Raw genomic sequence first — 26620 nt, forward strand, 5'->3', positions numbered from 1 at the left:
CGCGTCGCCATCCGCGCCGTCGCCCCGGAGGTTCCGATGATCCCGTCCCCGCCGCCGGGCCCGCGCCTGCTCGGGCCGCTGCTGGCCGAGTTGCGGGCCGCCCGTGGCTGGAGCCAGCAGCGGCTGGCCGCCGAGCTGTGCGCCGCCTCCGGCGTGCCCACGCTGACCCGCAACGAGGTGTCCCGCTGGGAGCGCCAGCTGCGGCTTCCCGGCGACTTCTGGTCCGCCTGGCTGGCGACGGTCCTGGGGGTGCCGGGCGAGGTGCTGGCCGGGGCCGCCGCGCGCAGCCGCCGGCTGGGCGTGGCGCCTGCGGTGGTCGACCCGGCCGGGTCCAGGGCCCGGCTGGCCCTGCTCACGCTCGCGTACCGCTGGGCGGCCGACCCGGGCGGCCGTACGCCGGCCGGCCCGTTCGCCGCCGCGCCAACGCCGCTGCCCGGCCGTCCCGGACGGGACGACGAGCACCGGACCGGCCGTCCCGCCCCGCGCATGTCCGTCGCGGACGAGTCCGGGCCGCTCGGCGTCCACGTCCTGCGCGGGCCGGACGACGAGCCCACCGGTTCCGGTCGTGGTCACCCGGCGGACGGGGTGACGCTCGCCACGCTGCGGCGCTGGGACGACCTGCTCGGCGGCGGCGACCTCGCCGGGCACGGCGCCCGCCGGCTGCGGCAGGCGGTCCGCGGCTACCGGCGCGCCGGGCCCGCCGGCCGTCGCGCGATGCTGCCCGCGCTCGCCGAGTCGGCGCAGCTCGCCGGGTGGCTGGCCGCCGACGCGGGCGACCTCGGCGGGGGCCTGGTCGCGTACCGGCTGGCGCTGCGGGCGGCGGTGGCCGCCGGGCAGGCGCCGCTGGCCGGGCACGTGCTCGCGTCGGCCAGTCACCTGCTGGCCGACGCCGGCGACCCGGCCGGCGCGCTGGTCCTGGCCCGGATCGGGTACGCCGCCGGCCGTGCCACCGCCTCGCCCGGCCTGCGGGCGCTGCTGCTGCACCGGGTGGCGCTCGCCGCCGCGCTCGCCGGGCGTCCCCGCACGGCCGGGCAGGCGCTGGCCGGTGCCGATCGGGCCGGCACGCCGGAGCCCGGCCGGGAGCCGCCCTGGCTCTACTGGCTCGACGCGGCCGAACTGGCGGCGATGACCGGGCGCACGCTCGTCGCGCTGGGCCGTCACGCCGCCGCAGTGCCGCTGCTGACGCCGGTGGTGGGCGCGCGGGGCCGCCCGCGCCGGTCGGCCGTGTACGGCGGCTGGCTGGCCCGCGGGCACCTGGGCCTGGGCGCGGTGCCCGAGGCGTGCGCGGTGGCCGGCGAGGCGCTGCTCGACGCGGTCCGGTCCGGATCCCCGCGGGCCGTCGGCCAGCTCACCGCGTTCCGTCGCGGCCTGGCGCACGCGCCGCCCGGTCCGGCCACCCGGGGGTACGCGCGACTGGTCACCGCGGCCCGCCCCTACCTGCCGTCCGGCGTGCCGCGCCACCTGCGCGACAGTCCGCGCCGGTGAGCCACGAGGCACGCCGGGGCGGGGGCGCGGCGGGAACGGGTGCGAACCGCTAGCGTCGTGGCGTGACCCACGCTGCTCCCGTATCCCCCGTCGACCGTGCCGGCCTGCGCCAGCGGATCGACAAGGCGCTCACCGAGTTCCTCGCCGGCCAGCGCGGCTGGCTGACCGCCGTCGACGACGGCCTGCTGCCCGTCGCCGAGGCGATCGAGGCGTTCGTGCTGGGCGGCGGCAAGCGGCTGCGTCCGGCGTTCGGCTACTGGGGTTACCGGGGCGCCGGCGGGGTCGACTCCGACCAGGTCGTCGCCACCCTTGCCGCACTGGAGTTCGTGCAGGCCAGCGCGCTGATCCACGACGACCTGATGGACCGGTCGGACACCCGGCGCGGCGAGCCGGCGATGCACAGGCGGTTCGCCGCCCGGCACCGCACGGCCGGCTGGGGCGGCGACGCGGACTCCTTCGGCGACGCCGCGGCGATCCTGCTGGGCGACCTGTGCCTGGTCTGGTCCGACGAGCTGCTGCACTCCTCCGGCCTGCCGCCGGCCACCGTGGCCCGGGCCCGGCCGGTCTTCGACGAGATGCGTACCGAGGTGACCGTCGGGCAGTACCTGGACGTGCTGACCCAGGCCACCGGGGACACCTCGCTGGACCGGGCCGCCAAGGTGGCCCGGTACAAGTCGGCGAAGTACACGGTCGAGCGTCCGCTGCTGCTCGGTGCCGCGCTGGCCGGCGCGCCGCCCGAGGTGCACGCCGCGTACTCGGCGTACGGGCTGCCGCTGGGTGAGGCGTTCCAGCTCCGCGACGACGTGCTGGGGGTGTTCGGCGACCCGGAGCGCACCGGCAAGCCGGCCGGCGACGACCTGCGCGAGGGCAAGCGGACGTACCTGGTGGCGGCCGCACTGGAGGCGCTCGACCCGGCCGGCCGGGAGGCACTGCTGGCCGGTCTCGGCGTACCGGACCTGGACGCGGCCGGGGTGGACCGGCTGCGTGAGCTGATCACGACGAGCGGCGCGCTGGATCGGGCCGAGCGGCACATCACCGCGCTCACCGAGAGCGCCCTGGCCGCGCTCACCGCTGTCGACCTGGACACCGAGGCCCGCCAGGCCCTGGTCGACCTGGCCATCGCCGCCACCCGCCGCCCCGCCTGACCGCCCCCTCGCCCACCTGCCCCACCCGCCCCACACCCGCCCCCGAAGCGGTCGATCATGAAGTTGGCGGCATTTTCGGAGATCGACTCCGCCGCCAACTTCATGATCGACGAGAACGGTGAGGCGGTCCTCGGGGTTAGAAGGCGACTGCCTGGGCTCGGCGTTTCACCTCTCGGGCCAGGTCGCCGCCGAGGGCTACGGCGGGGGTGCCGGGAAGAGTGGGGTCCTCCCGGTAGAGCCAGCGCAGCGCCTCCTCGTCGTCGTAACCGGCGTCGGCGAGCAGGTTGAGCACTCCGGGCAGGTGCTTGAGCACGGTGCGGTTGGCCACCAGGTCGGCCGGGATCCGGCGGACGCCGTCGCGGCGCACCGCGATCAGCTCACGGTCGCGGATCATCTGGTGCACCTTGCTGATCGACAGGTCCAGGCGCTCGGCCACGTCGGGCAGCGTCAGCCATCCGGCCGGGTCGGCCGGTCCGGCCAGCTCGGGGCCGGTCTCGGCGGGTACGGAATCGGTCACCCGACCACCCTGCCACGTGCCCGCCGGACCCGGTGCACGGCACCCCGCACCGCCGCCGGGAGCGCGGCGGTCCCCCCTTGTCGCAACCCGGCGGTAGCATCCTGTTCTACCTTCATCCCTCCGACACATAGACTGCCTGCCGATGGACACACAGGTCGCCGACACGTTGCTGGGCTCGCTGATCGAGGGGCGCTACCGCATTCGCGGGCGCGTCGCCCGTGGCGGCATGGCGACCGTGTACACCGCCACCGACGAGCGCCTGGAGCGCACCGTGGCGGTCAAGATCATTCACCCGACCCAGGCGCCGCAGGCCAAGGCCCGGATGGCCGGCTTCGTCGAACGCTTCACCGACGAGGCGAAGACGATCGCCCGGCTCACCCACCCGAACGTGGTGGCGGTCTACGACCAGGGCATCCACGCCGGCCTGCCGTACCTGGTGATGGAGTACGTCCGCGGCCGCACGCTGCGCGACGTGCTCGCCGAGCGCCGCCGGCTGAACCCGGACGAGGCGCTCGCGATCACCGAGCAGATGCTCGCCGCGCTCGCCGCCGCGCACCGGGCCGGCCTGGTGCACCGCGACGTCAAGCCGGAGAACGTGCTCGTCGCCGAGGTGCCCACCGGCGGGAGCCGCAACCTCGTCGACAGCGTGGTCAAGGTGGCCGACTTCGGGCTGGCCCGGGCCGTCGAGGCCAGCGCCGAGGACGAGAACGGCAACCAGCTCATGGCGACGGTGGCGTACGTGGCGCCGGAGCTGGTCACCCAGGGCCACGCGGACCCGCGCACCGACGTCTACTCGGCCGGCATCGTGCTGTTCGAGATGCTCACCGGCCGGGTGCCCTACGACGGCGACCGTCCGGTGGAGGTCGCGTGGCAGCACGTCGACCGGGACGTACCGGCGCCGTCGACGCTGGTGCCGACGCTGCCGCCGGCTCTCGACGCGCTCGTCGCCCGGGCCACGCGGCGCGATCCGGCCGGCCGCCCGGCCGACGCCGCGGCGCTGCTGAGCGAGGTGCAGGCGGCCCGCGAGGAGCTGGGCAACCCGCACGCGCACACCACTGTGCTGCGGCAGCTCAGCGACGACACGGCGGTCCTGAGCCAGCCGACCCAGGTGGTGGCCGCGCTCCAGCCGGTCGAGCGCCCGGCGTGGGCACGGCTGCCCGAGAGCGGCGCCGCGCAGCGCCCGCACCGGCGCCGCGCCGTCGAGGAGGACGGCCCGGGGACCGGGTTCGCCGCCCTGCGTACCCGGATCATGGGCTCGCCGCGCGGACGGCTGGCCGTCGCCGCGGCGGTCGTGGTGCTCGGCCTGGTCGCCGCGGTGGGTGGCTGGTGGTTCGGCGTGGGCCGCTACACGGTGGCGCCGCAGATGGTCAGCCTGACCAAGGCCGACGCGGAGGCGCAGGCCCAGCGCGGCGGCTTCACGCTGAAGTACGCCACCCCGCGCCACGACGAGAACGTCCCCAAGGACACAGTGCTCGGGCAGTCCCCCGGCTCGGCCGCGCGGATCGTCAAGGGCGGCACGATCACGCTGACCCTGTCGCTCGGTCCGGAGCGGCTGCCGGTGCCGGACGTGGTGGGCAAGGACTACGCGCTGGCCCAGGCCGAGCTGGAGGGCGCCAACCTGGTTGTGGCCAAGGGCTCCTCCCGGTACGACGACACGCTGCCCGCGGGTGTGGTGCTGGCCACCGACCCGAAGGTGGGCACGGTGGTCAAGCCCGGGGCGAAGGTGACGGTGATCCTCAGCAAGGGTCGCGCGCCGGTGACGGTGCCCAACCTGGTCGGCAAGAGCCTCACCGAGGCGCGCACCATCCTCGCGCAGCTCGGGCTGAAGCCGGTGGAGAACGTCAAGGACTCCGACAAGCCGAAGGACGAGATCCTCGGCCAGAGTCCGGCCGACGGCACCGGCGTGGAGAAGGGCGCCCAGGTCAAGCTGGAGATCAGCAAGGGCCCGCCGCAGGTGGCCGTCCCCCGGGTGGTCGACATGCCCTGCCAGCAGGCCAAGCAGACGCTGGAGAGCCAGGGCTTCCCGGTCAACGTCCAGCTCAACCCGAACGGCATCGTCCGGATCCAGAACCCGGTCGAGAACACGCCGGTGCCGCCGGGTACGACGATCACTGTGACGTGCCTGTGAGCGGATGTGACGGACGCCGGCGGGTGGGGTCGCACACCCCCACCTCCGGCGGTCTGGCCCGGGCGGCCCTGCCGTACGCGGACGCGGCCGAGTCCGAGGTGGTGCAGGTCTACGTCTCGAACTCGCGCGGCTGGGCGCTGCCGGCCGGCGACCCGGCGCAGGACGCGCTGTTCCGCGACGGGTGCGGCGAGCGCGGGCTGCCCGTGTTCATCCACGCCTCGCTGCTGGTCAACCTCGGCTCCCCCACCCCGGCGACCGTGACCCGGTCGGCGGAGACGCTGGCGCACGCGCTGCGGCGGGGCCGGGCGATCGGTGCCGAGGGCGTGGTGTTCCACGCCGGCAGCGCTGTCGACGCCGGTCACGCCGAGGTGGCCCTGCGGCAGGTCCGCGCGGCGCTGCTCCCGCTGCTCGACGAGATCGCCGCCACCGGCGGGCCGATGCTGCTGGTCGAGCCGAGCGCCGGGGGCGGCCGGTCACTGGCGTCCCGGGTCGAGCACCTCGGCCCCTACCTGGACGCGGTCGACCGGCACCCGATGCTCGGGGTCTGCTTCGACACCTGTCACGCCTGGGCGGCCGGTCACGACCTGGCCGCCGAGGGCGGCATGACCGCCACGCTCGACACGCTGGTCGCCACGGTGGGCGCGGACCGGCTGCGGCTGGTGCACGCGAACGACTCGAAGGACCTGTGCGGCTCCACCCGGGACCGGCACGAGAACATCGGCAAGGGCACCATCGGCGAGCCGGCGTTCGCCGAGCTGATGCGCCACCCGGCGACCGCCGGGGTGCCCGTGCTGGTGGAGACCCCCACGGAGAAGCACATCGGCCACGCCGCCGACATCGCCACCCTGAAGCGCCTCCACCCCTGACGGGTCCGCCCGCCCCCTCGCGGGGCGCAGTGGGGCCCGCGGGTCAGGCGCGCAGGGCGGTGTTCAGGATGGTGGCGGCGCGGTCGATCTGCGCGTCGGTGACGTCCAGGTGGGTGACCAGCCGGGCGGTACGCGGGCCGAGCACCGAGATCAGCAACCCCTCCGCCCGCGCGGCAGTCGCCAGCGCGTGCGCGTCCAACGGGTGCTTGGTCAGGTCCAGCGGCACGATGTTGGTCCGCACCACCGACGCGAGCACGCCGTGCGGGGCGACCGCCTCGGCCAGCCGGGCCGCCTTCACGTGGTCGTCGGCGAGCCGCTCGACGTGGTGCGCCAGCGCGTACCGGCCGGCGGCGGCGAGGATGCCGACCTGCCGCATGCCTCCGCCCATCCGCTTGCGCAGGAACCGCGCCCGGGCGATCTTCTCGGCACTGCCCACCACAAGCGAGCCGACCGGCGCGCCGAGGCCCTTGGAGAGGCACACCGAGAGCGTGTCGAACAGCACGCCGTACTCGGCCAGCGGCACCCCGTCGGCGATATGCGCGTGCCAGATCCGCGCGCCGTCGCAGTGCAGGGCCACCCCGTGCTCGTCGGCGACCTCACGCATCCGGCGCAGCGTCGGCAGCGGGATCACCCCACCGCCGCCCCGGTTGTGGGTCTGCTCCACGGCGATCGCCCGCGTGGGCACCGCGAAGTAGCCGTCCGGCCGGATCATCCCGGCGACCACGTCGGGGTCCAGCTCCGCGCCCACCGCGGGCCAGGTCCGCGAGGAGATCCCGCCGTACGCGGCGGCGGCGCCGACCTCGTACGTGACGACGTGCGCGTCGGCGTCGCAGAGCAGCTCGTCGCCGGGCGGTACGTGCAACTGGAGCGCGATCTGGTTGGCCATCGAGCCGCTCGGGGCGAACAGCGCCGCCTCGTGACCGAACAGCGCGGCCACCTCGGCCTCCAGCGCGGTGACCGTCGGGTCCTCGCCGTAGACGTCGTCGCCCACTTCGGCGGCGGCCATCGCCTCCCGCATCCCCGGCGTCGGCCGGGTCACGGTGTCCGTCCGCAGATCGATGACCTCAGCCACTGTGCCTCCTCCGGCTGCCGACTGCGGGGCTCGCAAGCTCACTCCTCGCGTCAGCCACGGAGCATCTCCGCCACCAGGAACGCCAACTCCAGCGACTGCTGGGTGTTCAGCCGGGGGTCGCAGGCGGTCTCGTACCGGTCGGGCAGGTCGAGATCCTCGATGCCCTGGGCACCGCCGAGGCACTCGGTGACGTCCTCGCCGGTCAGCTCGACGTGCAGGCCGCCCGGGTGGGTGTCCAGGCCCCTGTGCACCTCGAAGTAGCCGAGCACCTCGTCGACGATCCGGTCGAAGTGCCGGGTCTTGTAGCCGTTCGAGGACTCGTGCGTGTTGCCGTGCATCGGGTCGCACTGCCAGACGACCTTCGCCCCGGCGGCGGTGACCTTGGCGACGATCGGCGGCAGCGCGTCGCGGACCCGGTGGTTGCCCATCCGGCTGATCAGCGTGAGCCGGCCGGGGACGTTGTCCGGGTTGAGCTTCTCGCAGAGCTCGATCGCCTCGTCCGGCGTGGTCGTCGGGCCGAGCTTGACGCCGATCGGGTTGGCGATGCGGGAGATGAAGTCGATGTGCGCCCCGTCGATCTGCCGGGTCCGCTCGCCGATCCAGAGGAAGTGCCCGGACAGGCCGTACGCCTTGCCGTTGGAGATCCGGGTCAGCGCCCTGTCGTACTCCAGCGCCAGCGCCTCGTGCGAGCAGTGCAGCGTCACGGTGCGCAGCGCCTCGTCGTCGGTCATGCCGCAGGCGCGGATGAAGGCCAGCGCCCTGTCGATCTCGCGGGCGATCGCGTCGTAGCGCTCGCCGGCCGGGGACCGCCGGACGAAGTCCTTGTTCCAGTCGTGCACGGCGTGCAGGTCGGCCAGCCCACCGGCCAGGTACGCCCGGAGCATGTTCATCGCGGCGGCCGAGTTCGCGTACGCCCGGATCATGCGCTGCGGGTCGGCGACCCGCGCCTCCGGCGTGGCCTCCAGGGAATTGATCATGTCGCCGCGGTAGGCCGGCAGGCCCCGGGCGTCGGTCGGCAGCGACCGGGGCTTGGTGTACTGGCCGGCGACCCGGGCGACCTTGACCACCGGCAGCGACGCGCCGTAGGTGAGCACGATGGCCATCTGGAGCAGCGTGCGGGCGTTGGCGAGCAGGTGACTCTCGGTGTTGTCGGCGAAGGTCTCCGCGCAGTCACCGCCCTGGAGCAGGAACGCCTTGCCCTCGCAGACCAGCGCGAGCCGCTGCCGCAACTGGTCGACCTCGTAGGGCGCGACCACGGAGGGAACCGTGTCCAGCACCCGGCAGACCTCGGCGACCTGGGCCGGGTCGTCCCAGGGTGGGGTCTGCGCGCGCGGCAGCTCCCGCCATCGGTCGAGGCCGAGGGCCGCGTCCTCGGCGGAGTCGGCGGTCGGGCGGCTGGTCTGCAGACCAGGGCTGCCCACGGCGGGGTGACTCAGCTGATGCCACTCATGGCGCATGAAGGAAAGCGTACGGCGACCGTCGCGATCACTCACCGCCGAGGGGGATGGTTCCGGTCACTGGGAGGACACCGGTGAGGGCGCCATCGCCGGCGGCGGCGGCCCCGCCGGGTCGGCGGTCGGCTCGACCGCGCGCTCGCCGGGCGCCTCGCCGGAGATGCACCAGTCCGCGCCGTTACGGGTGACGGTGAACAGCAGCGACCGGGCGGCCTTGCGCGAGCCGGCGGCAACAGTGATCGAGGCGCTGACCTCCTGGCCGTTCGGGCCGGAGCGGACCTCGGTGATCGTCGCCTCGGGCACCGTGAAGTGGTCGGCGAAGTCGCCGTTCGGGCCGGTGGCGGCGGAGTCGAAGGCGGCGTGCATGGGCGCGCAGAGCTGGCTGCGGCCGGCGGCGGCGTCGCGGGCGGTCAGCGCGTCCAGGTACGCCTGCACGCGTTCCCGGCTCTTGGCCGCCGCCTCCTCGGCCGGCGCTTTCCCGCTGGGCGGGGTGTCGCCGCCCTGGCCGCCCGAGCCGCAGGCGGCCAGGGCGGCCGGCAGGAGCGCGAGGAGGGCGAGCCCGGCGAACCGGCCCCGGTGGCTGCGACCCATCTGTCCTCCCGTCGCGTGGACTCGTCGAGCGGCGAGTGTGCCACATCCGGCCAGATCGGTCGGATGACTCCCCATCCTGACCCGGATCGGCGCGCTCGGCCAGGACGGCACGCGGGCGGGGAGGGGCCGGTGCGGCCCCTCCCCGCCGGGTGGGTGGTGCGTCGGCCCTCGGCTCAGCCGAGACCGCCCTTGATGGCGCCGATCAGCTCACCGTTGCTGGTGTCACCGGAGAGCTCCCAGAAGAACGCGCCACCGAGGCCCTGGCTGTTGGCGTAGCTCATCTTCCCGCCGATGGTCGACGGGGTGTCGTAGCTCCACCAGTTGCTGCCGCACTTGGCGTACGCCGTGCCGCCGACGGTGCCGGTGGCCGGGCAGCTGTTCTTGAGCACCTTGTAGTCCTCGATGCCGGCCTCGTAGGTGCCCGGGGCCGCGCCGGTGGCGCTGCCGCCGGGTGCGGCCTGGGTCACACCGGTCCAGCCGCGTCCGTAGAATCCGACGCCGAGCAGCAGCTTGCTGGACGGTACGCCCTTGGACTTGAGTTTCTGGATCGCCGCGTCCGACCAGAAGCCCTGCTGTGGGATGCCCGCGTAGGAGTAGAGCGGCGAGTGCGGCGCGGTCGGCCCCTGGGCGTTGAAGGCGCCGAAGTAGTCGTACGTCATCGGCATCAGCCAGTTGAGGTTGTTCGCGGCGCCGGCGTAGTCGGTGGCGTCGATCTTGCCGCCGTTGCTGCCGTCGGCGGTGATCGCCGCGGTGACCAGGAAGCTGGAGCCGAACTTGCTCCGCAGCGCCGAGATCACGTTCTTGAACGCGTTCGGGCCGCTGCTGTCGCACTGGAGGCCGCAGGCGTTCGGGTACTCCCAGTCGATGTCGATGCCGTCGAAGACGTCCGCCCAGCGCGGGTCCTTGACCAGGGAGTAGCAGGAGTCGGCGAACGCGGCCGGGTTCTGCGCGGCCTGGGTGAAGCCGCCGGACCAGGTCCAGCCGCCGAAGGACCAGAGCACCTTCAGGTTCGGGTACATCTTCTTCAGCTTGCGCAGCTGATTGAAGCTGCCGCGCAGCGGCTGGTCCCAGGTGTCGGCGACGCCGTCGACGCTGTCCGCCGCGGTGTACGCCTTCTCGTAGTCGGCGTAGCTGTCCCCGATGCTGCACCGGCCGCCGGTGGTGTTGCCGAAGGCGTACAGGATGTGGGTCAGCTTCGCCGCCGAGCCGCTCGTGTGGATGTTCTTGACGTGGTAGTTGCGGGCGTAGACGCCCCACTCGGCGAAGTAGCCGACGATCTTCTTGCCGCCGGGCGGCGGCGTGGTCGGCGGCTGCGTGGTCGGCGGGGTGGTCGTCGGCGGCGTGGTGGTGGGTGGCGTGGTGGTCGGCGGCGCCGTGGTCGGCGCGGTGGTCGTCGGCGTACCGCCGCCGGTGCAGGAGCCGCCGTTGATCGTGCAGCTCACCGGTGCCTTGTACGCGCCGGTGCCGTTGTAGCCCCAGCTGAAGCTGGCGCCGGGGGCGAGCGTCGACGCCCAGCTCTTGTTGACCGCCACGTAGCGGTCACCGCTGCGGGTGATGTCGGCGTCCCAGGAGCTGCTGATCGAGGTGCCGGAGGGCAGCGTGAACTCGATGCGCCAGCCGTTGAGGGTGGAGCTGGTGCCGTTGGTGACTGTCACCCGCCCCTCGTGGCCGGTCCCCCAGTCCTGCACCTTGGCGAACGTGGCGGTGACGCTGCCGGCGGCCGACGCGGTGGTCATGGGCACCGCGGCGACCGCGAGCGCGACCACGGCGCCGGTGGCCCACAGGGCCCGGCGGAGCGATCTCTTCATACGGCGTCCCTCCAATAGTTAGGAAACTTTCCAAATTGATTGCTGAGACGCTACTCACGCCGTCACCACTTCGTCAAGATGTAGATGCATCGATTTCACGGGTGACGCGGGACGGTGGGCGCGAGGGGTCGTAGCCTCGTCCCATGACCGTTTTCGACGTCCAGATCGACGCCCTCACCGGCGGCCCGGCCGACCTCGGCCGCTACCGCGGCCGCGCCCTGCTCGTGGTCAATGTGGCCTCCCGCTGCGGCCTCACCCCGCAGTACGCGGGCCTTCAGGAACTCGCCGACACGTACGCCGGACGCGGGCTGACGGTGCTCGGGGTGCCGTGCAACCAGTTCGCCGGCCAGGAGCCGGGCAGCGCCGCCGAGATCGAGGAGTTCTGCCAGGTCAACTACGGCGTGACGTTCCCGCTGACGGAAAAGGTCGACGTCAACGGGCCGGACCGGCACCCGCTCTACGCGGAGCTGGTGTCCACGCCGGACGCCGAGGGGCACACCGGCGACGTGCGCTGGAACTTCGAGAAGTTCCTCGTCGCGCCGGACGGCACGGTGGCCGCCCGGTTCGGCCCGCAGGTCACACCCGAGGATCCCGAGCTGCGCGCGGCGATCGAGAAGGTCCTGCCGGCCTGACCGGCGCACCCGCCGCCGGGCACGGCGAAGCGGCACGCCCCCCGGGGGAGGCGTGCCGCTGCCGCGGATCGGGTCAGCCGGCGGCGGCCCGGAACACCGGGTAGTAGCCGCCGGACTGCCCGGCGGCCGTCGGGTGGTACGACTTGCTCAGGCTCAGCACGTTGAGCGCGTGCAGCCACTTCGTCCCGTAGCTGCACAGCTGGTGGCCGACGAAGATGGAGCGGACGTCGGCGAAGGTGAAGCCGGCCGAGACGGCGGCCGTGCGGGTGATGTCGTCGAGCAGGTTGATGCCCTCGTTGATCTTCGCCCGGGACGTCGCGCTGAGCCCGACGCAGGGAGTGCCGAGCTGGTAGAAGACCGGGTAGCCGACCACCACGACGCGGGCCGAGGGCGAGCGGCTCTTGATGCCGTTGTAGACGTTGGCGAGCCGGCCCGGCATCGAGGTGCGGGCCACGTTCATGGCGGACTGCACGGCCGCCACGCACTGGGTCTCCCCCTGGAGCACGCAGGTGCTCATGATGTTGGCGAAGCCGACGTCGTTGCCGCCCACAGTGACGCTGACCAGCGTGGTGGTCGACGAGAGCGCGGAGAGCTGACTGTTGATGACGTCCGCCGTGGTGGCGCCGGAGCAGGCGACCGAACGGTACGACGCGGGCTTGATGTTGGTGTTGTAGAGCGCCGGGTAGGCGTTCGTGCTGCGTAGACAGTTACCGCTCTCGGAGGTGTAGCTGTCGGCGCCGACGCCGGAGGCGTACGAGTCGCCGAGCGCGACGTAGCGGTCGGACGGGGCCGCCTGGGCGGGGGCGGCCAGAGACAGAGTGACCCCGACCGAGGCGGCCAGGGTCAGGGCGAGGGTGGCAAGACGGGATCTCCGCACGTCGCACTCCTGGGGGCGTGAAGTGGTGGTGAGAGATAGATATCAACAAGATCACAGGGTATGGAAGATCACCGATTTGCGGTCCGGCGCGCATAGCGACTTACGCCTACAAATCGCTGCCGGTTTCGCGGAGCGGGCTGAAGGATTCCGCCAGTGGGGGCAGATCGACGCAGATCAGGCGCGGACGGGTCGACTCAGACCGGGCGGCGGCCCGCTCAGACCGGACGGCGGCCGGCGAACCCGCACTCGACCCGGTGATACCACCGGATGTCGGTGTCGCCCTCCAGCCAGCACCAGAGCACCGCCCGGCCGTCGCGCTCACCGGGGAAGTCGAGCAGCACCGGGGCGATCCCCTTGACCGCGATCTCATGCTGGTGGAACTCGTCCACCACCACGTGCAGCCGCGCCTCCAGCGCCTTCACCTCGGCGAGCCCGCCGAGCGCGCTGACGCCGTGGTCGGCCAGGTCGACCCGCAACTCGGCCAGGTCGGCCCGCAGCCGGATCAGCTCGTCGACGCGCGGCCGCAACGTGGCCACCAGGTGACGCGCCTGGGCGAGAGTGAACACCGGGCCAGTATGCGGCACGACCGTCCAGAGGGAAGCTTCCACACGGCACACGCCGCACCTCGATGCACGTCGTGGAACGCCGGGGCCTGGGCGTCACCGCCGCAGACCGGCACCGGGTATCGGGCATGGTCGCGCTCGGGTATACAGATGGTTCCTCCCGGATCGGCCATCGGCTTGCCCGGACGCCCCTCGCCCGTCGTCGGAGGCTCACTGGCATGAGCGATCGTTCGCCCAGCTCCAGCACCCCGGCCCCGCGGTACCTGTTCCGGTACCGGGACCTGGTCGCCGACACCCTGCCCGAGCATCGCGCCGTCCTGCAGGAGCGTGGTTGGTGCTGGTGGGGCTGGTGGAAACGACCCAACGAACCCGGCCGGCTGGAGGTGTGGAGGGCGCTCGAACGCGAGACGCTGGAGGGACGTCGGGTGCCGATCGGGCTGTTCCACTCCGGGACGGGCCTCGTTCATCCCGCCATCGTCGAACGCGTGATCCTGCCGCAGCCGGACGAACTCGGGGCCTTCACCTCGCTCAGTCCGCCCGACGCCGAACGGGACGGCGTTCCACCCTACTATCGGGCGAGTCGGCACAGCCGGGGCTGGCTACGGCTGGTGGCCCTGGCCGAGGAGCCGATGGAATTCTTCGGGAGGTTCTCCTTCGCCTCCGCACCGCCGTTGCCCCATCATCCACGGAGCCAACTGGAGCGGCTGGTGGGTAAGCGGATCCTGGACGCTGACGAGCTGCGCGCGATGGACACCACCATCTGGGAGATCCGGCCGGCCCAGCCGGCTGACTCCAGCGAGCGGTTCCTGACCGCGTCGCCACGCCAGGACGGCGCGCTGTCCCCCGAGCCGATCGCCTGCCCGGGGCCGTGGCTGCTGCACGTCACCGATCCGCACTATGCGACGGGGCGGTTTCGGTCGGAGCATCAGTGGCGGCTGGAGACCGAGGACGGCGCTACCCGCCCGACCATGGTCGACGCGATCTCCGATGCCCTGGCTCGTGACCAGCGGTCGGTCGGAGCGGTCCTCGTCACAGGCGATCTCACCTATGTCGCCCACCGCGACGAGTTCGCGGCGGCGCGGGCTGGCCTCTTCAAGCTCACCAATGGGCTGCTCGGGCTGGGCATGGAGCACCTCGTCGTCATACCCGGCAATCACGACATCGCCTGGACCCGCGGTGACTCGTACGAATATGGAGCACCGGTCGAGGTGGCTCCGGCGGCGGCAACGGCCAACTACCGGGAGTTCTTTCGAGCGCTCTACGGATACCCGGCCTCGCCCCACCTCTCGATGGCTCGCCGTTTCATCTTCCCTGGCGGCAACCTTGTCGACATCGCCGCGGTCAACTCCAGCTCACTGGAACAGGGGCAGTCGTTCCTGGCGGGCATGGGCCGGGTGCAGGAGTCCGCGTACCGCGAGGTGACCAGCGCGCTCGCCTGGTCGAACCCTGGATCAGCCCTGCGCGTGCTCGCGCTGCATCATCATCTCGCGCTGACCGAGGACCTCGAATCGCCCGACGAGTACGCGACCGGTTTCGGGATCGCCATCGACGCACCCAGGATCCAGCGCCTGGCCGCCCGTGACGGGGTGCACCTCGCGGTGCACGGGCACAAACACCGCGCGTTCGTCTGGCGTACCGAGGCGTACCATCTCCCCGAATACAGCAACGAACGCTGGGACCTGGGACGCTTCAACATCGTCGGTGGTGGGAGCAGCGGCTCGAGATCGTCAGACGGGCGGCGTAACTTCTTCAACCTGATCCGGATGGCGGGTCCCGTCGTGGAGTTGGAAATGTACCGGAGTCAACAGCAGGGCTCATTCGAGCGCTTCATGACCTGGCGGGCCCCGCTGGTAACCGGGGCAGACGGCCGACTCGAGATTGCTCCCTGGAAGGTCGTTTCCCCATGACCACCAGGCGCCAGGTCGTGCACGCCCTCATCCTCGACATGGACAACACGCTGTACGACTGGGTGGCGTACTTTGTGCCCGCAGTGCGGGCGATGGTGGCCGTGGCCGCCGAGATCCTCGACGTGTCCGAGGACGAGTTGCGGAGCGACCTCCAGGCCGTGCACCGCAACCACGGCAATACCGAGCACCCCTTCGCGCTGCTCGAGACCTCGGCCGTCGAGCGACGCCTGCCCGGGATGAGCCAACGAGCACGACACGAGCACCTGCTTCCGGCCTTCGCCGCCTTCAACGAGGTCCGGCGACGCCACCTCCACCTCTACCCGGACGTGGAAAGCACGCTCCAGACCATCAAGGCCACAGGTTGTCACGTTGTGGGGCACACCGAGGCCAAGGACGTGAACATCAGCAGTCGAGCGAGGTCGCTCGGGTTGGACGCGATGTTGGAGGCGATCTACGCGCCCCGGTTCGTCGGGCCGCCTCACCCTTTGGGCGCCGATCGACGGTCTGTTCCGGCCGCAATCGAGGTTCGGGTACTGCCACCGACGGCACGCAAGCCCAATCCGGAGATCGCCCGTCAGATCGCCGAGCAGCTGGGCGTTCCAGCCGCCCACTGTCTGTACGTGGGCGACAGCTTGAGCAAGGACGTGGCAATGGCCAAGCGAGCGGGGATGCTCGCCGCCTGGGCCCGCTACGGCACCCACCACGATTCCGACCTCTGGCGCGGCTTGGTCGCGCTGTCCCATTGGGACCCCGCAGCCGTCACCGCAGCAGAAGCCAAGAGCGATGATCCGCCGCAATACGAGCCGGACGTAACGCTTGACGCATTTCACGAGTTACGCGAGCACTACACATTCCGTGCAGCATCGCAACCGAGGCGGCCTCAAGTGATATCGGCCTGCTTGCCGTCAGGGCCGGCCGATTGACCCGCTCCGACAGAGGGGTGACCCGTTGCGGGCGACCATCCGTTCCGCCGGTTCAGGTCGCCGATGTTGCTCCGGAACTCACTCAGCCACTCGCCGGTCTCCGCCTCGACCAACTCGGCCGTCCGCAGCACGAGCACGCGGATCAGTTCCTCGCGCCGCCGTAGCACCGCTTCCTCAGTGGCTGAGGTGCGCAGTTCCGTGGTCACCCAGTCCAGCCGGAACTCGGTGAGCGCCCGCTGAAGCGCCTGCGCGGTAGCGATGTCGCGCATCCAGGCCGAGGACAGGCCGAAGAAGTGATCGAAGGCCAGACAGCCACCGGCCATGGCGAGCAGGACATATCCCCAGCTGGCGCCGCTCCCAGCGCTCGCCGCGCTAACCAGGGGTACGACTCCGCCGGCGATCCCCAGCAGGATGGCGCAGCCGCGCAGCAGGCGGGAAATCGTGCGGCGCACCGCCTTGTCGCGCAGGTACCAGGCAACCGCGTCCTCGGCCTGCCCCTCCGCCCACCCACGCAAGCGATCCAGGACGGCCTCAGGCGGTTGGTCCGCCGCCAAGACGGGGAATGGGCGGATGATCATGTCCCGCCGCGGGACTCGACGGCTTGACCTGTCGAGTCGGCCATTGCTCGTTAGCACGAGCCGTCCGATCCCAGCGCACGGCGAGGGCCGTATCCGGGTGGCGGGTCGAGGTTCGGCAGATGCTGTCGCCCCATACGCACAGCCTGCGTCATCGCGTTCCAACACTCAAGGATCAGACGTCTCGATGTGCTTGCCGAGTGAGGGGACGGGTTACCAGACTCGAATCGATGGCAGGCACCCGCCTGTCAGGGTTGGACGCGTTCCGCCTCCTGCACGAAGGTATCGCTCCGCCGGGCCCCCATCCGGTCCAGTTCGTCCAGCACCGCACCCACCCCGTCCGCACCCACCAGCACTGTGACGCGCAGCCGGGCCGACAACGGCTGGTCCTGCCAGTAGCCGCGCGGCAGCAGGCTCGCCTGTGGCGTCGTCGTCGCCACGGCGGCGTCGCTGACGATGACCGAGATCGCGCCCGCGCGCAGCAGCGCGTCGCGCAGGTCGGCGCTGTTCGCGGCCGGGTCCGGTTCCAGCAGCGCGGTGACCACCCGTACCCGCTGACCGGGTGGCACGGACGGTTCGCCGGCCGGCGCCGCCGCGCTACGGCGCCGGGGCGCGCCCGGCGCGGTCAGGCTGGTCACGCCACCAAGGTGGTACGCGTCGGCGCCCTGCTGCGCCTGGTCCAGGCGTTCCTGATCGGCCGGCGGCACACGCAGGCCGATGAGCGCCTGCACCCCGGCGGCGATCAGCCAGGTCAGGACGAACGAGAACGCGACCACGCTCACCACGCCGACGAGCTGGCGCCACAGCAGGCCGCCTCCGCCGCCGAGGAACAGCCCGTCGGCGCCGAGCGGGTTGACCCCGCGGTTGCCGAACAGGCCGAGCAGGAGCGTGCCGAGCATGCCGCCGACGAAGTGCACGGCGAGCACGTCGAGCGCGTCGTCGAGGCGTAGCAGGTACTTCAGCTTCAGCGCGAAGTGGCAGACCAGGCCGGCCAGCGCGCCGATCGCGACGGCCGAGGCCGCGTTGACGTACCCGGCGGTCGGGGTGACCGTCGCCAGGCCCGCCACCGCGCCGGAGACCGCGCCCACGACGGTGCTGTGTCCGTCGGTGACGCGTTCCAGCGCCAGCCAGACGAGCATCGCCGCGGCGGCGGCCAGGTGCGTGTTGAGGACGGCCTGGGCGGCGAGACCGTTGGCCTGGAGGCCGTCGCCGCCGTTGAAGCCGAACCAGCCGAACCAGAGGATGCCGGCGCCGACGATGGTCAGCGGGATCGAGTTCGGTGGTGCGGCGGTGTGCGGCCAGTCCCGGCGTCGGCCGACGACGAGCAGGACGGCGAGGACGGCGGCGCCGGCGCTGGCGTGCACGACCAGCCCGCCGGCCCAGTCCTGGGTGCCGAACTTCGCCAGCCACCCGCCGGGGTGCCAGAGCCAGTGCGCGATCGGCGCGTAGACCACTATCGACCAGACCGCGAGGAACAGCACCCAGCCGCCGAAGCGCAGCCGGCCCGCGGTGGCGCCGGCGACGAGCGCGGGTGTGATCACCGCGAACATCATCTGAAACAGCACGAACGCCAGCGTCGGGATGGTGATCCGACCGTCGACCACGTGCAGGTTGGGTGCGGGCGGCACCTTCAGGTCGGTGAGCCCGAACAGTTCCAGGTTGCCGAACAGCCCGCTGCCGGCGTCGTCGCCGAAGGCGATCGTGTAGCCGACGAGCACCCAGGTCAGGCTGACCACGCCGAGCGCGATCATGTTCTGCTGCAGCATCGCCAGCACGTTGCGGGTGCGGACCATGCCGCCGTAGAACGCGGCGAGCCCCGGCGTCATGAACAGGACGAGGCCGGCGCAGACGAGCACCCAGGCGGTGTCACCCGCGTTCGGAGCGGACACGGTTTCCCTCCTTCTATCGCAGGTTGACGGAGTCGCGGACGGTGTGCAGCACGGTGTCCTTCACCCGTTCGTGGTTCGGTACCGGCGCGAAGTGCCGGTCCGGCAGCAGCAACAGCCAGGTCGCGATGTTGAACGGCCCGGTCAGCACCGGGATGCCGAGCGGCGTGAGCATGGTGGTCAGCGCCATCTGCACGAACAGCGTCAGCGCGATGCCGAACAGCGTGTAGACGGTCACCAGCGCGCCGGGGCGGTTCGCGACAGCGCCCACCACGATCGCGGTCAGGACCGCGTTGAAGGCGAACAGCCCCTTGTCCAGGGACGCGCCGTCGGCGCCGAACCAGAGCGCCAGCAGTGTCGCGCCGACGGCGCCGATCACCGCGAACAGCGCCGACCACCGGGAGTTGATCAGCAGGGCGACGAGGATGAGCAGGCCGGTGACCCAGCTCTCGATCAGGTAGACCTGGGACACGCCCTTGAAGAAGACGGGGATGAGGCCCCAGTCGAACGTGCCGCCGGTCAGCGATCCCTCACCGGGGAACTTCGGCGTCAGCTTGGTGAGCACTGTGAACCTGTCGAACTGGTACGCCGCCATCAGCAGGAACCAGGTCGTGAGCACGAACGGGAACGTGTAGGCGGTCAGGTTCCAGCGTTTGAAGACGGCGTTGAGGGCGAGCGTGACCACCACCGTGCCGATCGCGCCGAGCACGAGGTAGAGCCACATCAGCGGGCGCTGGTCGAGGAACGTGGGTACCGCGAGCCCGGTCAGCAGCGGGCTGAAGCCGAACAGGCCCTTGCGCCAGCTGGACATGTCGACCCGTAGCGCCAGCGCGGTCGCGGTGCCCACGACCAGGCCGAGCACACCGCCGCCGAACACGCGGGGCGTCCCGTTCTCGAACGCGCCCCAGGCGAGCGCGATCAGGATGAGCAGGCCGCTGAGCGGGTTGTTCTGGAGCACCACCTGCGCGGTGCCGCGCAGGCCGGCGTCGACGAACCGGACCATCGGGTTCCGGTCGGCCAGGTGGCGCCAGCCTCGTCCGATGTCGGCCATGTCGCTGCCCTCCTCGCCTCAACGCCAGCTGAAGACCGGCGGGAAGGTGCAGCCGGTCACCTCTTCGCGGGCGGCAGTGCAGAACGCGCGTACCGCGGCGCGGACCGGTTCGGTCTCCTGACCGAGCACCTTGAACACCAGGCCGGCGTCGTTCGGCAGCCGGCTGACCGCGGTGGCCAGCGGTGTCTGCTCGTCCCACACCGGTGTCGCGGTCCGCTCGAAGACCCGGGCCGCCCGGTCCGGGTCGGTGAGCAGCACGACGTTGCCGAAGACGTGGAAACGGTCCATCATCCCGATCCGCGACACCGGGAAGCGGCCGGGCGTGATGACGAACTTCTCGACGAACAGCGGCCGTCCGTCGGGCCGCTGCGCCCGCAGGGTGGTGGAGAACAGGTCGTACGCGAAGATCTCGCCGTCGCGGTAGTACTTGCGGCCGGGCTGGAGCACCTCGGCGTACAGCATGGTGGCGGTCTCCGGCAGCCGGGCCACGGTGTCGGAGACGAACCGGCTGCGCCGGAACGGGATCACCGGCTCGGGCAGGAACTCCAGGTAGGCGTCCTCGGCCAGGGTGAAGCTCTGGGCCTGGGTGCCGTAGTTGGCGTCCATCTCCTGGATCTTGGTGGCGGCCTGGGTGACCAGGTGCGCCTGCGCGCCCGGCCCCAGGTCGACGTCCATCCGCAGCCGGTCGCCCTGGAGCACGCCGCCGGAGGTGGTGAGGATCATGACGCAGGGCAGGCCCGGCATCTCCTCGTCCCAGTACAGCGCCCGCTGCACCAGCAGCGGGGACTGCCGGAAGACGTCGCGCATGATGGTCCGGTCCTCGCGCCGTTCGAACCCCAGCCGGAGGATGCCCACCTTGCCGTTCGCGGCAGCCGGCAGCTGCGCCGGCTGATCCTGGTACGGCGCGAGTTCCCGGACGGAGTCCAGAGTGGTCATGCGAGGACTTCGGCGTCGAAGAGCGCGTTGCGGCGGACCAGGTCCACCAGGTCGTCGATGCCCTCGCCGGTCTTGCAGTTGGTGAAGACGAACGGCTTGCCGCCGCGCATCAGCTCGGCGTCGCGGGCCATCACGTCCAGGTCGGCGTCGACGTACGGGGCCAGGTCGGTCTTGTTGATCACGAGGATGTCGGACTTGGAGATACCGGGGCCGTTCTTGCGCGGGATCTTGTCGCCGGCCGCCACGTCGATCACGTAGATGAAGTAGTCGACCAGCGCGGGGCTGAAGGTGAGCGTGAGGTTGTCGCCGCCGCTCTCGATGAGCACGACGTCGCTGTCCGGGAACCGCGCCTCCATGTCCTCGACCGCGGCGAGGTTCATGCTGGGGTCCTCGCGAACAGCGGTGTGCGGGCAGGCGCCGGTCTCCACGCCGACGATACGTTCCTCCACCAGCACGCCGGTCAGGGCGCGGCGGACGTGCTTGGCGTCCTCGGTGGTGACCACGTCGTTGGTGATGACCAGGATGCGCAGGCCCTGTTCGACCAGGCGGGGCACGACGGCCTCGATGATGGCCGTCTTGCCGCTGCCCACCGGGCCGCCGACGCCGATCCGACTCGCTGATTTCATTTCCGAAAGCCCTTCAGGTGGGTGAGCGCTCAGCTCATGAACATCCGTACGTGTGCGTGCTGGTGCGCGCCGGCCAGCACGTCGAGGTGCGGTGCGAAGCTCTGCATGTCGTCGAGCCCGGCGGTGTGCACCTCCTCGTAGTCCTCGCCGACCCGCTCGTTGACCGCGAAGAGGATCGACTGGGTGTCGAGGTGGTCCACCCGCATGAGCCGGACCGCCGCGCCGAGCACCATGGAGGCCGCGCCGTACTGGTGGGCGGCGAACGCGTCCGCCTCGCCCACGCCGAGTTCGGCGAAGAGCACGCCGAGCGCGACCGGGTAGGTGACCGGGACGCCGCCGCCGTCCTCCGCGACGCGCTTGCGCAGCAGGGACTCCCCCACCACCCGTTCGGCGGCCTCGGCCAGCTTGCGCCCCATGCGGACGGTCATCGTCCGCGTCTCCTCGTTGATCTTGCGCAGGTGTACGGCCTCGTCGGCCGCCCGGATCCGGTCGAGGTCGCCGGCGCGGGCGGCGCGGTGCGCCACGAGCAGCGCCACCCCGTCGCCGGTGGCGGCGGCGCGCGTGACGGTACGCACGAACTCCTGCAACGTGGTCCGGTCGTGCACCGCCCCCTGCTCGACCGCCGTCTCCAGCCCGTTGGAGAAGGAGAAGGCGCCGACCGGGAAGACCGAGTCGCCGAACTGGAGCAGTTTCAGTGCCTCGGTCACCGTGGACACCCCGGCCCCTCAGTTCAGGTCGGCGGGCAGATGCGTGTGCGGGGTCGAGTCGGCCCCGCCGAACAGCCGCCGCGACTCGTGCGGGGCCAGGTACGCGATGATCTCGGTGCCGGGCATGAACTCGTGGGTGAGACCGGTGAACGCGTGGGTCCGCATCACCGAGTCCATGACCTTGCGGTCCACAGTCAGCGGGACGTACATCTTGGTGCCCTTCACCACCGCCGGCCAGTGCTGGTTGCCGATCGCGTGGCCCAGTTCGACGGCCGAGCGGATCACCATGTCCAGCGACTCCCCGTGCAGCGTGTCGAGGTGCACGACCATCACCTCGCCGAGCGCGATCCGGGCCACCACCGCGGTCGCGGTGGCGTCGTCCCAGGCCAGCACATCGCCGTCGCGCAGCCGTACGCCGCGGGCCAGGGACAGCGCCAGTTCGGTGCCGAGGCTTGTGGTCCGGCGCAGCCGGCTCTTCTGGGCGTCCCACTGGTCGAGGACCAGGTCGTCGACCTTGGCCTCCCGGAGCCGCTCGGTCCAGGCCGGCTCGTTCACGTTGCCGAGTACCGTTTCGACGAGCATGTGTTCTCCTTTCACGCGACCCCGCCACCGGCCCGGCCGGGGGCGGGCGCCGTGCCGGGTCAGCTGAAGAAGTAGAGCTGGCTGAGGGGGAGGTTCTTGGCCGCCGGCACTGTCGCGTGCACGCCGTCCATCTTCACGGCGAAGGTCTCCGGGTCGACTTCGAGCTTCGGCGTACGGTCGTTGCGCACCATGTCGCGCTTGGTCAGGTTGCGGCAGCCGTAGACCGGCATGACCTGCCGTTGCAGACCGAGCTGTTCGGCCACCCCCGACTCGTGCGCAGCCCGGGACACGAACGTCACGCAGTTCTTGGCGACCTGGGAGCCGGTGGCGCCGAACATGGGCCGGTAGTAGACCGGCTGCGGGGTGGGCAGCGACGCGTTCGGGTCGCCCATGATCGACCAGGCGATCATGCCGCCCTTGAGCACCATCTTCGGCTTCGTGCCGAAGAACGCGGGCTCCCAGAGCACCAGGTCGGCGAGCTTGCCGGGACTGACCGAGCCGATGACGTGCGAGACGCCCTGGGTGATCGCCGGGTTGATGGTCATCTTGGCGACGTAGCGCAGGACGCGGAAGTTGTCGTTGGCGTCGGAGTCCTCGGCCAGCTTGCCGCGGACGTTCTTCATCTGCCCGGCGAGCTGGACGGTGCGCAGCCAGGTCTCGCCCACCCGGCCCATGGCCTGCGAGTCGCTCTGCATCATCGAGATGACGCCCTCGTCGAGGAGCACGTCCTCGGCGGCGATCGTCTCGGTGCGGATCCGGCTCTCCACGAAGGCGACGTCCGAGGGCACCTTCGGGTTGAAGTTGTGGCAGACCATGATCATGTCGTACAGCTCGGACTGGCTGTTGATGCCGTACGGCACCGTCGGCGTGGTCGATGCGGGCAGCACGTTCATCTGGCCGGCGACCTTGATGATGTCCGGCGCGTGCCCGCCGCCGGCACCCTCGGTGTGGAAGGTGTGGATGGTCCGGCCCTCGAAGGCGGCGATGCTGTCCTCGATGTAGCCGCTCTCGTTGAGCGTGTCGGTGTGGATGCTGATCTGGACGTCGTACTCGTCGGCGACGGCCAGGCAGGACCGGATCACCGCGGGCGGCGCACCCCAGTCCTCGTGGATCTTGAAGCTGGGCACCCCGGCCATGATCTGCTCGACGAGCGGCGCCCGGCCACTGCTGTTGCCCTTGCCCAGCAGGCCGATGTTGATCGGCAGGTTCTCGAACGACCGCATCATGTTGTGGATGTTCCAGGGACCGGGCGTGATGGTGACGCCGTTGGTGCTGTCGGTGGGCCCGGTGCCGCCGCCCCAGAGGGTGGTGACGCCGTTGCTGAGCGCGGCGTACACCTGCTGCGGGGTGACCAGGTGGACGTGCGCGTCGATGCCGCCGGCGGTCAGGATCAGGTGCTCACCGGAGATCGCGTCGGTGCCCGGACCGGTCACCAGGCCCGGGGTCACCCGTCCATGATGTTGGGGTTGCCGGCCTTGCCGATCCCGGCGATCCTGCCGTCCTTGATCCCCACGTCCGCCTTGACCACGCCGAGCAGCGCGTCCACGACTGTCACGTTGGTGATCACCAGGTCCACCACGCCCTCGGCGCTCGTGGCCTGGCTGGCACTGCCCATGCCGTCGCGCAGGGTCTTGCCACCGCCGTACATGACCTCGTCGCCGAGGACCCGCAGGTCCTTCTCGATCTCGATGTAGAGGTCGGTGTCACCCAGACGGATCTGGTCGCCCGTGGTCGGGCCGTACATTCCGGCATATTCCTGCCGTGAGATCTGACTCATGCGTTGTCGCTCCAGCTCTGGCACGTCGAAGGATTGCCGGGCTACCTGTCGCCCTTGCCGCTCTTGTCCTGGCCCTTGCCCTGGCCCTTGCTCTGGCCCTTGCCCTGGTCCTGCTGCTGCGACGTGGTCTTGAAGCCGCGCGTCTGGGCCTGGTGGAGCGCCTCGGCCCGGTCCGGCCGGTAGCCGGGGATCGGCCCGTCGCCGGTCCAGCCCTGGACCAGGCCGTTGAAGCCGTACACCCGCTGGGAGCCGCCGTACGGGACGAGCTGGACGGTCTTGCGGTCGCCGGGCTCGAACCGGATCGAGGTCGTGGCCGGGATGTTCAACCGCTTGCCGAACGCCGACGGACGGTCGAACTCCAGGAAGCGGTTGGCCTCGAAGAAGTGGAAGTGGGAGCCGACCTGGATGGGCCGGTCACCGGTGTTGTGCACGACCACCTCGGTCACCGGCCGCCCGGCGTTGAGTTCCAGAGGTTGGTCGCTGAGCTTGTAGCCGCCGATGGGCCGAAGGTGCTTGGAGTTCGGTCCCGGGTGTTGCTTCGCCATGTCGCCCCCGCTCTGCCGGAGACCGTGGCCTCCGGTCGCTGCTCTACTGGATGGGTGAGTGGACGGTGATCAGCCGTGACCCGTCGGTGAAGACCGCCTCGACCTGGAGCATCGGGATCATGTCCGCCACGCCGGGGATCACGTCGTCGGCCGTGAGCACGTGGCTCGCGTCGTTCATGACCTCCTCGACGGTCTTGCCCTCGCGCGCGCCTTCGAGCGCCGCGGCGCAGATGACCGCCACCGCCTCGGGGTGGTTGAGCTTGACCCCGCGCGCCTTGCGGGCGTTTGCCACCATCGCCAACGAGTGGATCGTCAGCTTGTCGAATTCCTTCGGCGTGAGATGCACTTCGCGATCCCTTCGTCCGCACCTTATGTACGGTTTCAGCTATTCCGTCACGGTAAGAGCGCTTTGGTCCGCCCGCAGCCCGTTCAGGGAGATTTCAGGAACCGGTGTGGGCCCGCTCGCGCCGGTGGTAGTCGGCGACCCACATCTGCTGGATCTGCTCCAGCGTCCGGCCCTTGGTCTCCGGCAGGTAGCGCCGGACGAACAGGAAGCCGAGCACGCACAGCCCGGCGAAGAGCGCGAACACGCCCGACCGGCCCAGCGCGTCGAGCAGGCTCAGGAAGAACTGCGTGATCAGGTACTCGGTGCCCCAGTGGGTCGCGGACGCGATCGCCACGCACCGGCCGCGGATCGGACCGGGATAGATCTCGTTGATCACGGTCCACGCGCCCGGCCCGATCGACACCGCGTAGAACGCGACGAAGAAGACCACGCCGACCAGCAGGAACAGGCCCGAGGTGGTGATCCGGCCGTCGCCGCGCCCGGTGCCCGCGCCCAGGAAGCTGACGCTCACCACGGCGAGCGAGACCGCCATCCCGGCCAGGCCGACCAGCAGCAGCGGCCGGCGGCCGACGCGGTCGAGCAGGCCCACCGCGACGAGCGCGAACGCCGCGTCCACCGCGCCGATCGCCCAGGTGGTCGCGGAGAGCTGCGCCTCCGGGGTACGGAATCCGGCCGCCGAGAAGATCGAGTCGGCGTAGTAGATGATGCCGTTGATCCCTGTCGTCTGCTGGAACAGCGCCAGCCCGACGCCGAGCGCGAGCGGACGCCGCCACTGCGGTGACAGCAGCTCCCGCCAGCTCGCCGTGCGGCCGTGCAGACTCTTCTCGATCTCGCCGAGGCGCTGCTCCACCCGCTGCTCGGGAACGGTCCGGCACAGCGACTCCCGGGCGCGGCGCCGGTCGCCCCGCTTGAGATACCAGACCGCCGAGTCCGGCACCACCACTGTCACCAGGATCAGCGCCACGCCCAGCACGACCGCCGCGCCGAGCAGGTAGCGCCACGACTCGCCGCCGGTGAACAGCTCGTCCGCCAGGTAGCCGATGAAGATCGCGAAGGTGGTCGAGAACTGGTAGACCGCGAGCAGGCCGCCGCGGATCCGTTCCGGCGCCGCCTCGGCCGCGAACATCGGCCCGGCGACCGAGGCCACGCCGATGCCCACGCCGAGCAGCAGCCGCGCGCCGAGCAGGGCGCCGATGGTCGGCGCCGCGGCCTGCACGATCGTGCCGACGACGTACGCCCCGGCGGCGACCCACAGCGCGCCCCGCCGACCGATCCGGTCGGCGAGGTGACCACCGGCGAGCGCGCCGGCCAGCGCGCCGAGCGTCACCCAGCTCGCCGCCACCTCCACCTCGAAGGTGTCCACGTCGAACGTGTGCCGGATGTCGTGCAGGGCGCCGCTGATGACGCCCTGGTTGTAGCCGAAGAACGCGCCGGACAGGACGACGATCGACACGATCGCCACGAGGTTGTGGCGGGGCGGCCGGCCGGCCGCGCGTCCGCTCGCCGCCATGTCACCCCGTCCGCCGGCGACCGCCCACCGAAACGGCCGAACACCTACATATGCGACATATAGTAGGTTCGCCGCAGCGGTCCGACAGCGAAACGATGACGCTGCCGGGGT

Annotated in this window: 26 protein-coding genes; 7 read left to right on the top strand and 19 right to left on the bottom strand. The window is 71.4% G+C overall.

Annotated elements, in window-relative coordinates; genetic code table 11:
- Nucleotides 1–36: 36 nt before the first annotated feature.
- Complete coding sequence (locus MICAU_RS22440) at nucleotides 37–1485, top strand: helix-turn-helix domain-containing protein (protein ID WP_013287635.1); 1449 nt, start codon at nucleotides 37–39, stop codon at nucleotides 1483–1485.
- A 62-nt stretch (nucleotides 1486–1547) separates the two neighbouring features.
- Complete coding sequence (locus MICAU_RS22445; protein ID WP_013287636.1) at nucleotides 1548–2630, top strand: polyprenyl synthetase family protein; 1083 nt, start codon at nucleotides 1548–1550, stop codon at nucleotides 2628–2630.
- 136 nt (nucleotides 2631–2766) lie between these two features.
- Here the strand turns inward: MICAU_RS22445 and MICAU_RS22450 are convergent, their stop codons facing one another.
- Nucleotides 2767–3147: an Rv2175c family DNA-binding protein gene (locus MICAU_RS22450; protein WP_013287637.1), complete on the bottom strand. Its 381-nt coding sequence runs from the start codon at nucleotides 3145–3147 to the stop codon at nucleotides 2767–2769.
- 142 nt (nucleotides 3148–3289) lie between these two features.
- On the opposite strand from MICAU_RS22450, the gene pknB reads away from it, so the two are divergent.
- Nucleotides 3290–5275 carry a Stk1 family PASTA domain-containing Ser/Thr kinase gene (gene pknB, locus MICAU_RS22455; RefSeq protein ID WP_013287638.1) on the top strand — a complete coding sequence of 662 codons (1986 nt, stop codon included), beginning with the start codon at nucleotides 3290–3292 and terminating at the stop codon, nucleotides 5273–5275.
- Nucleotides 5272–6141: a deoxyribonuclease IV gene (locus MICAU_RS22460; protein WP_013287639.1), complete on the top strand. Its 870-nt coding sequence runs from the start codon at nucleotides 5272–5274 to the stop codon at nucleotides 6139–6141. The genes pknB and MICAU_RS22460 overlap by 4 nt, the downstream gene beginning before the upstream one ends.
- Before the next feature lie 43 nt (nucleotides 6142–6184).
- On the opposite strand, the gene MICAU_RS22465 is transcribed toward MICAU_RS22460, so the two are convergent.
- The 4 genes from MICAU_RS22465 to MICAU_RS22480 form a co-directional block, all read right to left on the bottom strand.
- Entirely contained in the window at nucleotides 6185–7159 is a 975-nt protein-coding gene (locus MICAU_RS22465; protein ID WP_049794891.1) for a threonine aldolase family protein, read from the bottom strand.
- Nucleotides 7160–7263: 104 nt separating this feature from the next.
- On the bottom strand, nucleotides 7264–8670 hold the full coding sequence (locus MICAU_RS22470) for a class II 3-deoxy-7-phosphoheptulonate synthase (RefSeq protein ID WP_013287641.1): 1407 nt from the start codon (nucleotides 8668–8670) through the stop codon (nucleotides 7264–7266).
- 57 nt (nucleotides 8671–8727) lie between these two features.
- Nucleotides 8728–9258 (bottom strand): hypothetical protein, encoded by a 531-nt coding sequence (locus MICAU_RS22475; RefSeq protein WP_013287642.1) that lies wholly within the window; start codon nucleotides 9256–9258, stop codon nucleotides 8728–8730.
- Nucleotides 9259–9431: 173 nt separating this feature from the next.
- A complete protein-coding gene (locus MICAU_RS22480; protein ID WP_013287643.1) occupies nucleotides 9432–11066 on the bottom strand; it encodes a glycosyl hydrolase family 18 protein in 1635 nt (544 codons plus the stop codon).
- A gap of 143 nt (nucleotides 11067–11209) precedes the next feature.
- Between MICAU_RS22480 and MICAU_RS22485 the strand changes: the two genes are divergently transcribed.
- Complete coding sequence (locus tag MICAU_RS22485) at nucleotides 11210–11698, top strand: glutathione peroxidase (RefSeq protein WP_013287644.1); 489 nt, start codon at nucleotides 11210–11212, stop codon at nucleotides 11696–11698.
- A 73-nt stretch (nucleotides 11699–11771) separates the two neighbouring features.
- On the opposite strand, the gene MICAU_RS22490 is transcribed toward MICAU_RS22485, so the two are convergent.
- Both MICAU_RS22490 and MICAU_RS22495 read right to left on the bottom strand, forming a co-directional pair.
- Nucleotides 11772–12575, bottom strand: a complete 804-nt coding sequence (locus tag MICAU_RS22490; protein ID WP_013287645.1) for an SGNH/GDSL hydrolase family protein — start codon at nucleotides 12573–12575, stop codon at nucleotides 11772–11774.
- Nucleotides 12576–12790: 215 nt separating this feature from the next.
- Nucleotides 12791–13141 carry a DUF2203 domain-containing protein gene (locus MICAU_RS22495; RefSeq protein WP_041784221.1) on the bottom strand — a complete coding sequence of 117 codons (351 nt, stop codon included), beginning with the start codon at nucleotides 13139–13141 and terminating at the stop codon, nucleotides 12791–12793.
- A gap of 215 nt (nucleotides 13142–13356) precedes the next feature.
- Here MICAU_RS22495 and MICAU_RS22500 point away from each other — a divergent pair, with 215 nt between their 5' ends.
- Nucleotides 13357–15045, top strand: a complete 1689-nt coding sequence (locus MICAU_RS22500) for an anti-phage phosphoesterase (protein WP_013287647.1) — start codon at nucleotides 13357–13359, stop codon at nucleotides 15043–15045.
- Complete coding sequence (locus MICAU_RS22505) at nucleotides 15042–15968, top strand: HAD family hydrolase (protein ID WP_013287648.1); 927 nt, start codon at nucleotides 15042–15044, stop codon at nucleotides 15966–15968. Before MICAU_RS22500 ends, MICAU_RS22505 begins: the two co-directional genes overlap by 4 nt.
- Here MICAU_RS22505 and MICAU_RS22510 read toward each other — a convergent pair.
- The 12 genes from MICAU_RS22510 to MICAU_RS22560 form a co-directional block, all read right to left on the bottom strand.
- Nucleotides 15926–16546: an SLATT domain-containing protein gene (locus MICAU_RS22510; RefSeq protein ID WP_013287649.1), complete on the bottom strand. Its 621-nt coding sequence runs from the start codon at nucleotides 16544–16546 to the stop codon at nucleotides 15926–15928. The genes MICAU_RS22505 and MICAU_RS22510 overlap by 43 nt on opposite strands.
- 245 nt (nucleotides 16547–16791) lie before the next feature.
- Complete coding sequence (locus MICAU_RS22515) at nucleotides 16792–18432, bottom strand: ammonium transporter (RefSeq protein ID WP_013287650.1); 1641 nt, start codon at nucleotides 18430–18432, stop codon at nucleotides 16792–16794.
- Nucleotides 18433–18445: 13 nt separating this feature from the next.
- A complete protein-coding gene (yut, locus tag MICAU_RS22520) occupies nucleotides 18446–19480 on the bottom strand; it encodes an urea transporter (protein ID WP_013287651.1) in 1035 nt (344 codons plus the stop codon).
- A gap of 18 nt (nucleotides 19481–19498) precedes the next feature.
- Nucleotides 19499–20416 (bottom strand): urease accessory protein UreD, encoded by a 918-nt coding sequence (locus MICAU_RS22525; RefSeq protein WP_013287652.1) that lies wholly within the window; start codon nucleotides 20414–20416, stop codon nucleotides 19499–19501.
- The gene (ureG, locus tag MICAU_RS22530) at nucleotides 20413–21042 is read right to left on the bottom strand and encodes an urease accessory protein UreG (RefSeq protein ID WP_013287653.1); all 630 of its coding nucleotides are present in this window, start codon (nucleotides 21040–21042) and stop codon (nucleotides 20413–20415) included. Before ureG ends, MICAU_RS22525 begins: the two co-directional genes overlap by 4 nt.
- A 29-nt stretch (nucleotides 21043–21071) precedes the next feature.
- Nucleotides 21072–21749 carry an urease accessory protein UreF gene (locus tag MICAU_RS32260; protein WP_244879650.1) on the bottom strand — a complete coding sequence of 226 codons (678 nt, stop codon included), beginning with the start codon at nucleotides 21747–21749 and terminating at the stop codon, nucleotides 21072–21074.
- An 18-nt stretch (nucleotides 21750–21767) separates the two neighbouring features.
- Nucleotides 21768–22331: an urease accessory protein UreE gene (locus tag MICAU_RS32265; RefSeq protein WP_013287655.1), complete on the bottom strand. Its 564-nt coding sequence runs from the start codon at nucleotides 22329–22331 to the stop codon at nucleotides 21768–21770.
- 59 nt (nucleotides 22332–22390) lie between these two features.
- The gene (gene ureC, locus MICAU_RS22545; protein WP_244879651.1) at nucleotides 22391–23779 is read right to left on the bottom strand and encodes an urease subunit alpha; all 1389 of its coding nucleotides are present in this window, start codon (nucleotides 23777–23779) and stop codon (nucleotides 22391–22393) included.
- On the bottom strand, nucleotides 23776–24108 hold the full coding sequence (locus MICAU_RS33205) for a hypothetical protein (protein ID WP_244879652.1): 333 nt from the start codon (nucleotides 24106–24108) through the stop codon (nucleotides 23776–23778). Before MICAU_RS33205 ends, ureC begins: the two co-directional genes overlap by 4 nt.
- Nucleotides 24109–24149: 41 nt before the next feature.
- Nucleotides 24150–24653, bottom strand: coding sequence for an urease subunit beta (locus tag MICAU_RS22550; protein WP_013287656.1), 504 nt, complete (start codon nucleotides 24651–24653; stop codon nucleotides 24150–24152).
- Nucleotides 24654–24696: 43 nt separating this feature from the next.
- Nucleotides 24697–24999 carry an urease subunit gamma gene (locus tag MICAU_RS22555; protein WP_013287657.1) on the bottom strand — a complete coding sequence of 101 codons (303 nt, stop codon included), beginning with the start codon at nucleotides 24997–24999 and terminating at the stop codon, nucleotides 24697–24699.
- A 94-nt stretch (nucleotides 25000–25093) separates the two neighbouring features.
- The gene (locus MICAU_RS22560) at nucleotides 25094–26509 is read right to left on the bottom strand and encodes a sugar porter family MFS transporter (RefSeq protein ID WP_013287658.1); all 1416 of its coding nucleotides are present in this window, start codon (nucleotides 26507–26509) and stop codon (nucleotides 25094–25096) included.
- Between the last annotated feature and the right edge of the window lie 111 nt (nucleotides 26510–26620).

The organism is Micromonospora aurantiaca ATCC 27029 (assembly GCF_000145235.1).
GTDB classification, from domain to species: Bacteria; Actinomycetota; Actinomycetes; order Mycobacteriales; family Micromonosporaceae; genus Micromonospora; species Micromonospora aurantiaca.

Bases quoted from the DNA above. Each gene is read 5' to 3' on its own strand.
- MICAU_RS22440 (WP_013287635.1), top strand. From the start codon at position 37: ATGATCCCGTCCCCGCCGCCGGGCCCGCGCCTGCTCGGGCCGCTGCTG.
- pknB (WP_013287638.1), top strand. From the start codon at position 3,290: ATGGACACACAGGTCGCCGACACGTTGCTGGGCTCGCTGATCGAGGGG.
- MICAU_RS22465 (WP_049794891.1), bottom strand. From the start codon at position 7,159: ATGCGGGAGGCGATGGCCGCCGCCGAAGTGGGCGACGACGTCTACGGC.
- MICAU_RS22470 (WP_013287641.1), bottom strand. From the start codon at position 8,670: ATGCGCCATGAGTGGCATCAGCTGAGTCACCCCGCCGTGGGCAGCCCT.
- MICAU_RS22475 (WP_013287642.1), bottom strand. From the start codon at position 9,258: ATGGGTCGCAGCCACCGGGGCCGGTTCGCCGGGCTCGCCCTCCTCGCG.
- MICAU_RS22480 (WP_013287643.1), bottom strand. From the start codon at position 11,066: ATGAAGAGATCGCTCCGCCGGGCCCTGTGGGCCACCGGCGCCGTGGTC.
- MICAU_RS22485 (WP_013287644.1), top strand. From the start codon at position 11,210: ATGACCGTTTTCGACGTCCAGATCGACGCCCTCACCGGCGGCCCGGCC.
- MICAU_RS22500 (WP_013287647.1), top strand. From the start codon at position 13,357: ATGAGCGATCGTTCGCCCAGCTCCAGCACCCCGGCCCCGCGGTACCTG.
- MICAU_RS22505 (WP_013287648.1), top strand. From the start codon at position 15,042: ATGACCACCAGGCGCCAGGTCGTGCACGCCCTCATCCTCGACATGGAC.
- MICAU_RS22510 (WP_013287649.1), bottom strand. From the start codon at position 16,546: ATGATCATCCGCCCATTCCCCGTCTTGGCGGCGGACCAACCGCCTGAG.
- yut (WP_013287651.1), bottom strand. From the start codon at position 19,480: ATGGCCGACATCGGACGAGGCTGGCGCCACCTGGCCGACCGGAACCCG.
- MICAU_RS22525 (WP_013287652.1), bottom strand. From the start codon at position 20,416: ATGACCACTCTGGACTCCGTCCGGGAACTCGCGCCGTACCAGGATCAG.
- ureG (WP_013287653.1), bottom strand. From the start codon at position 21,042: ATGAAATCAGCGAGTCGGATCGGCGTCGGCGGCCCGGTGGGCAGCGGC.
- MICAU_RS32265 (WP_013287655.1), bottom strand. From the start codon at position 22,331: ATGCTCGTCGAAACGGTACTCGGCAACGTGAACGAGCCGGCCTGGACC.
- MICAU_RS33205 (WP_244879652.1), bottom strand. From the start codon at position 24,108: ATGAGTCAGATCTCACGGCAGGAATATGCCGGAATGTACGGCCCGACC.
- MICAU_RS22550 (WP_013287656.1), bottom strand. From the start codon at position 24,653: ATGGCGAAGCAACACCCGGGACCGAACTCCAAGCACCTTCGGCCCATC.
- MICAU_RS22560 (WP_013287658.1), bottom strand. From the start codon at position 26,509: ATGGCGGCGAGCGGACGCGCGGCCGGCCGGCCGCCCCGCCACAACCTC.